Raw genomic sequence first — 1,121 nt, 5'->3', positions numbered from 1 at the left:
CAACCGCTACTGGGAAAACTGGACGCAAGAAAACCAATCAGCTATCGCATAGACGCTGGACTGCTAACGGGGGCCCAACCAGTTTGGTACCAGTGCTGACTCTCCCCTTCGGGAAGCTGGACCAGTTTGTGGCTGCACTCTTTTGTCCATGCTTCCCACCCTCGTGCCTTTGGGTCACGGCTGTTGAAAGCAAGCCGACCGCCCGGGACGAGATGACCTGCGATATCGGCGAAAGACCGAGCTAATTCCGCGTCGTCGAGAATTTCCTGAGGAACATTCGCGCTCATAATTGCAGCGTCGAACTCGTGGTCCGGTGGAATCGCCGTCGAGTCACCCTCGATCCATTCCACACGTCCGGCCTCCGGCTTTGCCCGTGCCGCTTCTAGTCTTGTCCCATTAGGGTCTACACCTGTGACCTTGCCGCCTGCCAGCGCGACCGCAAGAGTCACGCGTCCGGTGCCGCAGCCTAGGTCGAGCACCCGGGCAGCAGGGACCGCTGTAGCGAATTTCAGAAAGAACTCATCATCAATGCCCCAGGTGTTGACGGCATCGTACAAATCTGAGGCATGAGAGTCAGTCATCGAGCCAGAGTACTCGAAGCCCCACACTTTACAGCGAGGGGCTAAAGGCACAGTGCAACCACGGACTCGAAGATCAATACATCGATCAATCGGGATAATGTCTCCGGTGACCCGTCCCACTTACCATCGTTACCGGCCACACCGGGTGACCGAAAGTGGCGTTTGCTGGTTCAGGTCTTAGGTAAAGGCGTCCTCTCTCTTGTTTCTTTTGGCAGGACGATGATGAGGACAGGAAGGATGACCGCGTACAGCAGCCCGATCGTGACGAAGCCGAACTGAATATCAAGATCACCGATAGCGATGACGAGAACGTAGGCTCCGGCCGCACCAATTTTCCCCACAATTGACCATGCTGCGTACACCCGAGCCAACCATTGGTCGGTGATCACTGAAGCGACTCTTGAGTCGCTAACGACGTCCTCCGGCCCGAAAGCAATCCCCCAGAGAAACCATGCAGCTGAGGTGTATCAATGATGTGAGACACGGTTTGAGAGGATTGTGCTTATGTCTGAGAAAAAGTCTCGGCCGGTCTTTACCGCC

General features: G+C 55.9%; 2 protein-coding genes. Both read right to left on the bottom strand.

Annotation, left to right across the window (positions count from 1 at the left end; genetic code table 11):
* Window positions 1-41: 41 nt before the first annotated feature.
* The gene (locus ABD059_RS09930) at window positions 42-581 is read right to left on the bottom strand and encodes a class I SAM-dependent methyltransferase (RefSeq protein ID WP_343879586.1); all 540 of its coding nucleotides are present in this window, start codon (window positions 579-581) and stop codon (window positions 42-44) included.
* Between the two features lie 170 nt (window positions 582-751).
* Complete coding sequence (locus tag ABD059_RS09925; RefSeq protein WP_343879584.1) at window positions 752-970, bottom strand: hypothetical protein; 219 nt, start codon at window positions 968-970, stop codon at window positions 752-754.
* Window positions 971-1,121: the final 151 nt, after the last annotated feature.

This window comes from Arthrobacter flavus (assembly GCF_039526005.1).
Taxonomy (GTDB): Bacteria; Actinomycetota; Actinomycetes; order Actinomycetales; family Micrococcaceae; genus Arthrobacter_D; species Arthrobacter_D flavus.
This window is presented reverse-complemented; position numbering and strand designations above follow the sequence as displayed.